This is a genomic window from Oleiphilus sp. HI0123 (assembly GCF_001635315.1).
This window is the reverse complement of the sequence record NZ_LWGE01000132.1, coordinates 1-6334: the sequence shown is the minus strand read 5'-3', so window position 1 is coordinate 6334 and position 6334 is coordinate 1. Positions and strand designations below refer to the sequence as shown.

6 protein-coding genes are annotated in these 6334 nt (G+C 44.2%); 1 reads left to right on the top strand and 5 read right to left on the bottom strand.

Annotation, left to right across the window (positions count from 1 at the left end; genetic code table 11):
• From A3761_RS25350 to A3761_RS01255, 5 genes are all read right to left on the bottom strand, one after another.
• The coding region (locus A3761_RS25350; RefSeq protein WP_156491481.1) for a response regulator at positions 1 to 174 on the bottom strand (174 nt) is incomplete at its 3' end.
• A 52-nt stretch (positions 175 to 226) separates the two neighbouring features.
• The gene (locus A3761_RS01270) at positions 227 to 1867 is read right to left on the bottom strand and encodes a PAS domain-containing sensor histidine kinase (RefSeq protein ID WP_068512252.1); all 1641 of its coding nucleotides are present in this window, start codon (positions 1865 to 1867) and stop codon (positions 227 to 229) included.
• A gap of 22 nt (positions 1868 to 1889) precedes the next feature.
• On the bottom strand, positions 1890 to 3791 hold the full coding sequence (locus A3761_RS01265) for a diguanylate cyclase (RefSeq protein WP_068554641.1): 1902 nt from the start codon (positions 3789 to 3791) through the stop codon (positions 1890 to 1892).
• A gap of 227 nt (positions 3792 to 4018) precedes the next feature.
• Positions 4019 to 4783: an exodeoxyribonuclease III gene (locus tag A3761_RS01260; protein ID WP_068508849.1), complete on the bottom strand. Its 765-nt coding sequence runs from the start codon at positions 4781 to 4783 to the stop codon at positions 4019 to 4021.
• A 253-nt stretch (positions 4784 to 5036) separates the two neighbouring features.
• Complete coding sequence (locus tag A3761_RS01255) at positions 5037 to 5321, bottom strand: YebG family protein (protein ID WP_068739233.1); 285 nt, start codon at positions 5319 to 5321, stop codon at positions 5037 to 5039.
• Positions 5322 to 5493: 172 nt separating this feature from the next.
• On the opposite strand from A3761_RS01255, the gene A3761_RS01250 reads away from it, so the two are divergent.
• Positions 5494 to 6162 (top strand): DUF3047 domain-containing protein, encoded by a 669-nt coding sequence (locus A3761_RS01250; RefSeq protein ID WP_197469663.1) that lies wholly within the window; start codon positions 5494 to 5496, stop codon positions 6160 to 6162.
• The last annotated feature ends 172 nt before the right edge of the window (positions 6163 to 6334 follow it).

The following is a 6334-nucleotide window of genomic DNA, read 5'->3' as shown; positions in this document are numbered from 1 at the left end:
AGGCAAATTCATATCGGTGAGACAAAGGTCAAAGCTTTGTTCACTTAGGTAGGCCTTGGCGTCCATGATTGTCGCACTGCTACAGGTGTCTATCCCCATACGCATGAGTGTGATTTCTAACAGCTCTCGAATATCAGGTTCATCGTCGATAATTAAGGCGCGTTGCTTGGTCATATATTGAGTCTTGTCTGTCGCTTAGAAAGCATTAAGAAGAATAAGCCTATTGTTAAACAATTCGCTTGTGGTGAGCAAATACAATTCGAAAGCACGCACCAAGCTTAAGGTCTTTAAGAGCCTGATAAGCCTTATTGTCTAGTCGATGGTTATCAAACTTCCAATGCTGATGAAATTCGGTACTGGCCGGGTTGATATAGTCCAGATGAGCTTGGTTTGCTTCGCAGATTTCTCGTGATAAATACAAACCAAGTCCTGTGCCCTGAGATTCAGTGGTGAAGAATGGTTCAAATAAATGATGGGAGTTCTCTTCAGAGACTCCTTCACCCTGATCGATTACTTCGATATAGGCTTGGCCATCCTTTGTGGTTTTGGATAGCAATATAAATAACTGTGCGCTGCAATCTGACTTTAAGCCATGCCTAAGCCCATTGTCGATCAGGTTGATAAACACTTGCTCCATTTGGCTTGGGTCAAAGCGTGCTGTTGCGTCTTTGTCTGCAAGTATAATATTAATTCTGTCTGATGAGTGCAGGTGCCCTTTATATTCGCCGACGATTTTATCAATCCAGTTGGCCAAGGTGATGTCTTCAACTTCTGGCTCTGTTCGACGACTAAGTTGCAGAGTGTTTTCAATGATCTGATTTACACGCTTTGAGTGACGCTGGATGATATCCGTCATCTTATGGTCTGCCGGGTCAAGGTTTTCAGACTCAGCCAGGAGTTGTGTTGCGTGGCTAATTGCTCCTAATGGGTTTCTAACTTCATGCGCTATACTTGCGGTTAAGCGACCGAGAGAGGCCAGTTTCATATGTTGAGCTTGTTGCGCAGTCTTGCGAGTATCATCTAAAAAAACCAGGATGTCAGACTCTGCTTCATTTTGTAAGCGAGAGAAATTTGCCTGAACCAAAGGTTTTTCCTGGCTGACTCGAAAGGGAGTTGTACGTACGCCGGGTGCTTCTTTCCATAATGTTAGCCTATCAGCAATCAAGGAAGGTAAGGGCTGCTTTTCCGCCAGGCTGACTAAATCCAGGCAGGCATGGTTGATTAATTTAACCTCGCCTTGCTCACTACAGACGATAATACCTGTTCTCATGCTCTGGATAATCTGGTGGTTAAGCTTTTCCAGCTTTCTTAAATCTTGCTCTTGTTGTTTAAGTAAAGATTCATTTTCCGAAATCTTGATCGACAAATATTGGAGTATATAGGCACTCGCAAAGTACATGCAGCCAATCAGACCTGTCCGCGGGACATCGGAAAGTGAATTGAAGCCGTTAAGGAAGCGCTCACCCTCAATTAAAATAGTAAGCAGTGTGGCCCAGGCAGCGAATGAAAGTCCTATCCGTCCTCGAATAATGATATTACCTGCGGCGACACTGATAATGATCAGGTTAGCCAAACCACCAGAGATACCCGAGGCAAAATAGAACAAGGCATGCAAGAGCAGTATATCGAGAAGTAATGTAATAAAAATTTGCTTGGGGTGAGCGTCGATGAGAAAGCGAAATGCGAGTAGCCAAAAGAGGTTCAGCCCTAAATAAATTGGCGTAAGCGCCTCAAATATTAGAGGTGAGCGAAATTCTTGTACCACGCTGTGTTGCGATATTGATATTCCAAATAGCAGAATACTGACAACGACTCGATAAAAGTTATAGTAATTAAAAAGAGACTGGCTTTGCGGGGAGGTTTCCATAAACTTGGTTCTTGGGTCGTACTTATTCTGGTGTGGTAGGGGCGCCCGGATTGTTCCAGAGCTTTACCTGATTTCTGCCGTTATTCTTAGCTTCATACATTGCAATATCGGCACGCGTGACGAGCTCGTCAGCAGTCTTGGGGGACTTTTGAGATAAGCTGGATACACCAAAACTTGCAGTAAACTCGATAATATTGCCGTTTGATTCGAAGGCAGAGTTTGAAAATTCTTGGCATAGGGTGTTGGCAACATGCTCAGCTTCATTCAATGAGGTATCAACAAGCAAAATAATAAATTCTTCACCTCCGTAGCGCGCGATGATATCGCCTGAACGTGTGATAGTGTTTTTTAGAATTACTGCGGCATGGCGGAGGCATTCGTCTCCAGTTTTATGCCCATAGTTATCATTGATCGATTTGAAACGATCTAAATCGCATAATATGACAGACAACTCGCGGCGGTGCCGTTCAGCTCTTTTTAGCTCGATATGCAGGCGTGATTCAAAGTGCCGGCGATTGAATAGAGTGGTCAAGGAGTCGGTTGTAGAGGCTAACTCCAGGCGATTATTTGCTTGCTCAAGCTCGGTGAGCGCTCGTTGCATGGATTGAGTCCGCTCACGGACTTTGGACTCTAGCTGGGCATTGATAGTGGTTTGTGTTTCCAATAATTGCTCTTGCGACTCTCGTAGCCTCTTTTCACTTGAAAGTACAGATTCCTGGGCGAGAATGCGCATTTCTTTTTCACGGTTTATTCGGTTGGCTAGAGCAAGAGAAAGCAGGGATACCAAAAATAGAACACCAATTTGCCCTGCATTATTGGTAAAGAAATTGGCCGTCACGAGCCCGAATTTAACCGCGCCTAATGTACCAATCCCCAAGAAAGTTGTGGTCCAGGCGAGGCAGTAGTAGCGAGCATCAGAATGTCCCCGGAACAAAGCGATATACCCGAGTAGCATTGACATGGTGCAATTGATTAAAGCAAGAGCGCTGTTTAGACGTATCGTAATGCTATATGAAATGATAAAGGTCAGCACAAATGAGATGCTGGACACGACTGCTAAAGCTTGTGCAATGCGATAAGCTTTTGGGTTGGTTTCTTTGAGCTTTAAAAACTCAATAATCAGCACTAAAACGGTAATATTACAACCGCCGATAAAAACGGATATCGCGTAGCTATTCCATTCTAGAGCCTCTGGCCATAGATAGGCAAAGCCATAACCCTTTAGGCTTATTTGAAAGAGCAAGTAACTGAAAACGAAAAGAACATAGTAGAAATAGCTCATTTCCCTGATAGAGAAAAATAGCAATAAATTATAGATGACCATGATGCCGATGACGCCTGCCCAGATACCTTGCATCAGGTGGTCGTCAGAAGAAAATTTGGCATGACTCTCGGTGTCCCAGAGTATTAATGGTGCTTCGATAGTTCCCGCGGAAGCGATTCGCATGACGAACTCATTGCTTCCTTTGTTCAGTGTATACGGTAAAACAAAGTTTTGATGGCTTATTGGTCTTTGCTCAAAGGGATAGGTGTCACCGACTACATGCTGAGCAACAACTTGCCCTTTATTTACTTGATATAGTTCTACCTTATCCAGAAAAGGAATGGCTAGCTCTAGGTAAACATCGCTGGGCTTGTTGCTTGGGTTATCAATTCTAAACTTAAACCAAAAAGCTGAGTTGGTGAAGCCAAAGTTTGGGGAGGCTCGTTGTATGTGCTTCCATGCGTGTGTTTTATTTAGAATTGTATTAATACTATGGCGATGCTCCTCATCCTCTAAGTAGAGCATTTTTGAGCCTATCGGAATGCCTTGGCTTTTACCTGGTGTGTAAATTGTTGTGGGTGTAATACTCTGGTTAGGCGTAATGAAGCGGGTTTGGTCTGTTATCGATAAATTATCAGCATGAGCGCAGGTCACTGACATGAGTGCAATAATAAGCAAGCAGCAGCTAAAAGAACGCTTTATCAAATCCCTAATCTGGGGGCACATGGATGAGAGCACTAACAAACCTTGAACTAATGGCGAAAGAGTTGGACTGAAAAGGTCGTAATTTCCAGTTGATCTTTAAAAGTATAGGGCAAGTTGAGTGCTTGTCACGTTGACCAAGGATAAATCAACGTGACGAAGTTGGTATTCGTGGGATCTTACGTCTAAAGCGCTAGATCGATCTGAACAGGGCAATGGTCAGAACCCATAATATCGTTGAGAATATCGGCGGCTTTGATGTTGTCGCGCAAGCTTTGGGAGGCGAGGAAGTAATCAATCCTCCAGCCTACGTTCTTCGCACGGGCGCCGGCTCGATAGCTCCACCAACTATATTTGACGGTTTCAGGGTTTAGTTCTCGGTAAGTGTCTATAAAACCAGACGCAACGTAGCGGTCTAAACCGTCAATTTCTGCCTGCGTGTAGCCAGCACTTTTATTGTAGTTGGGCTTGGGACGGGCCAGGTCGATGTCTTTGTGCGCAACATTCAGGTCGCCACATAAGATAACTGGCTTGCTTTCTTCGAGTTTCTTTAAATAATCATTGAAGTCTTTGTCCCACTCTTGACGATAAGGCAAACGTTTAAGCTCACTACCAGAGTTTGGGGTGTAGACAGTAACCAAGTAAAAGCCGTCATACTCAGCAGCAATCACTCGACCTTCCTGATCGTGCTCTTCAATTCCCATATCGTATTGGACAGAAATAGGTGCGTGTTTGGTCAGAATAGCTGTGCCTGAGTAGCCTTTCTTCTCGGCAGAGTTACAGTAGATATGATAGCCCTCAAGATCTTTAAGTGCTTCCATCACCTGATCATCCTGGGCTTTGGTTTCTTGCAAGCATAGAACATCTGTTTCCATAGATTCGAGAGAGGAGAGAAAGTCTTTCTTCATCACCGCTCGAATACCGTTAACATTCCAAGAAACCAATCGCATTATAAAACCTCTCTTTAAATCAAATAACGTACACCAATTAATGCTCGCTAGAGCAGACGTACAGAAACGAGGGAGAGAGTTTAGTGAAAAAGGTTAAGGAAGAACAGGCTTAGGCACGATTTCGCAAATGACAGGTCAGTGGGTTCGCCGTAATTTGGTGTACACGAACCACCCTGTTATGGTGGTGAGGGAGTGTGGGGCCTTATAGGGTGCGCACTGCGCACCGCTAGTCGTGGCAAGGAGGCCTAGGGCGCTACGAGCCGCTGGCCTCATTAATGTCAGTCACATTCTGAGGATTGCTCAATTCCTCTAGAACTTCTGGTTTGCCCTTACATGCTTGAATAATCAGCTCCTTATGCTTGGCAAGTAAGAGGCCAAAGGATTCTGCTTGAGCTTCATCTACACCCGCTATTTGGCTTTCAATTAAGGTCGTAAATTGCTCACCAAGCTCTAGCATTTTGTCGTGAGCGTCTGCATCTTTTTTGTTTTCAAACATGACACCGTCCCGATCACATTTCCACATTGCAATGACTGGCATGACTCTTCTCCATCAAGCGATTATCAATTTAACTGTATATTAATACAGTATCGGGTTTAGTCAACCATTGTTTTTTGAACTTTTTGCTGCCATGGTGTTCTTAAGAGAATATTAGGGGCAGGTTGCGACCCTAATATTCTTTTAAGAACTTATGTTGCAGAAGAAACCATTTATGAACAAAGTCTTTTTATACTCTAGCTATTTTATCTTCGTCTTATTCGGGTTTAATGCATATGCTGAGGGAGAGAATACTGTCTCAATTGGAAAGTTTTCTGAATGGGGGCTGGAGGAATGGGAGTCGGTCGAATTCAATGATGAAACCTCTTATCGTTTGAAAGACGAAAGTGATAATCCCAAACTGAAGGTTTTGCATGCAATTAGTCAAGCTTCTGCTTCGGGTATGTTCAAGAAAATGAAAGTGAATATACAGAAGACTCCCTTTTTAAATTGGCGCTGGAAGGTCAATAAACCCTTAGCGAGTTTGCCTGAAGAAACGAAGCAAGGCGATGACTATGCTGCGAGAATCTATGTAGTCGTTTCTGATGGCTGGTTTTTCTGGCAAACCAAGGCCTTGAATTATGTCTGGTCGAGCCGGGAAGATGCGCCAGCAAGTTGGCCCAATGCTTATGCGCCTGACAACACTCTGATGATACCCTTACGAAATAATAGCGACGGCGCAGGGCAGTGGCATATAGAAAAACGAAATATTCAGGAAGATCTGAAAGCCTGGCTCGGCAAATCCTATGACGAAGTTGAGGCGATTGCGATTATGACTGATGCCGATGACTCCGGGTCGAATGCCGAAGCTGAATACGGTGATATATTCTTTTCGGAACGGTGATAGGGATTTCACGGATGGTCAAGTTGCTGAAATCCTGCAGTCTTAAAAACGCGCCATTCCCGTAGTCTTAAAGACGCGTCATTCCCGCAGTGTGTTAAGCGGGAATCCATTTTGCTTGATGCGCCGTGCTAGGTATCATGGATCCCGGCTGAAGAGCACACCGGGATGACGA

What these genes read in the sequence shown, in the direction of transcription:
- A3761_RS01255 (WP_068739233.1), bottom strand. Translation starts at nt 5,321, where the DNA reads ATGCCAGTCATTGCAATGTGGAAATGTGATCGGGACGGTGTCATGTTT.
- A3761_RS01260 (WP_068508849.1), bottom strand. Translation starts at nt 4,783, where the DNA reads ATGCGATTGGTTTCTTGGAATGTTAACGGTATTCGAGCGGTGATGAAG.
- A3761_RS01250 (WP_197469663.1), top strand. Translation starts at nt 5,494, where the DNA reads ATGAACAAAGTCTTTTTATACTCTAGCTATTTTATCTTCGTCTTATTC.
- A3761_RS01265 (WP_068554641.1), bottom strand. Translation starts at nt 3,791, where the DNA reads ATGTCAGTGACCTGCGCTCATGCTGATAATTTATCGATAACAGACCAA.
- A3761_RS01270 (WP_068512252.1), bottom strand. Translation starts at nt 1,867, where the DNA reads ATGGAAACCTCCCCGCAAAGCCAGTCTCTTTTTAATTACTATAACTTT.